This window comes from Bradyrhizobium sp. PRIMUS42, from assembly GCF_023006515.1.
Classification (GTDB): domain Bacteria; phylum Pseudomonadota; class Alphaproteobacteria; order Rhizobiales; family Xanthobacteraceae; genus Bradyrhizobium.
Map to the genome: position 1 here is coordinate 1 of NZ_JALBGZ010001349.1, position 793 is coordinate 793.

Sequence of the window (793 nt, forward strand, 5' to 3'; positions counted from 1 at the left end):
GGCTCTACGCGGAGGACCGCGAGCACCGGCTCGGCAGGCTCGGACGCCTGCGCGAACCTCTGCTCCTGCGGGCCGTTCCGCCAGGAGGGGTTGTTGGCATACTGCTCATGGCTCGCCCGCAGCAGCGCGGCGACGCCCAGGCCGAACACCAGGATAGAGGTTGACAGCAGGATCGCGGCAAACAGGAAGCGAAAGCCGGGAAGCATCGAGCGATTGCGAATTTCCGCCCCGGCGGCGAAGTGGCCAGGGCCCATGAGCCATCTGAAACGCGGTGACGGTACTGCTTGCCGCGTTCGCCACGCGGAGTTGGAGCTCAAAGCGGTGGCGAATCAGGCTGATTCGAACATACCGCAACGATTCCGCCCCGTTCCCTTAAATTCGGGCCCATGACTCCGGCAATCCACGGCCTGATGCGATTTCCGCCCCGTGATGCAACGGGGCAACGGTAGTCTTGCGGATCACAAATCGGCAATCCGGCGCAAATAAGCCTGATATGTCTTGAATGTGCCGCTATCTTCGGCCATCTGGCCGTTAACGGTCCGATCGGGCTTGGGGACTATACAAGAGCGATGATGATCAAACATTTTCTGACGATATGCGCTGCCGCAACAGTCGCTGCGGCGGGAACCTCGCTCGCGCAGGCTCAGAGCTATCCGGTCCAGCAGGCGCCGAGCTATGGCGCCCCGGCTGAATATCGGCCCGGCGACCGCACACCGAATTTCGACGCGCTGGAAGATGACGACGACGCGATGCCGCAGGCATCGTTGCCGCCGCCCGGCCCGGCCGATGATCC

At 63.2% G+C, this 793-nt stretch carries 2 pseudogenes; one reads left to right on the top strand and one right to left on the bottom strand.

Annotated features, from left to right (window positions below):
• Window positions 1-254, bottom strand: a pseudogene (locus MOV75_RS40250) (hypothetical protein); the annotation flags it as partial.
• 318 nt (window positions 255-572) lie between these two features.
• Between MOV75_RS40250 and MOV75_RS40255 the strand changes: the two are divergent.
• Window positions 573-793: pseudogene (locus MOV75_RS40255) on the top strand (L,D-transpeptidase); the annotation flags it as partial.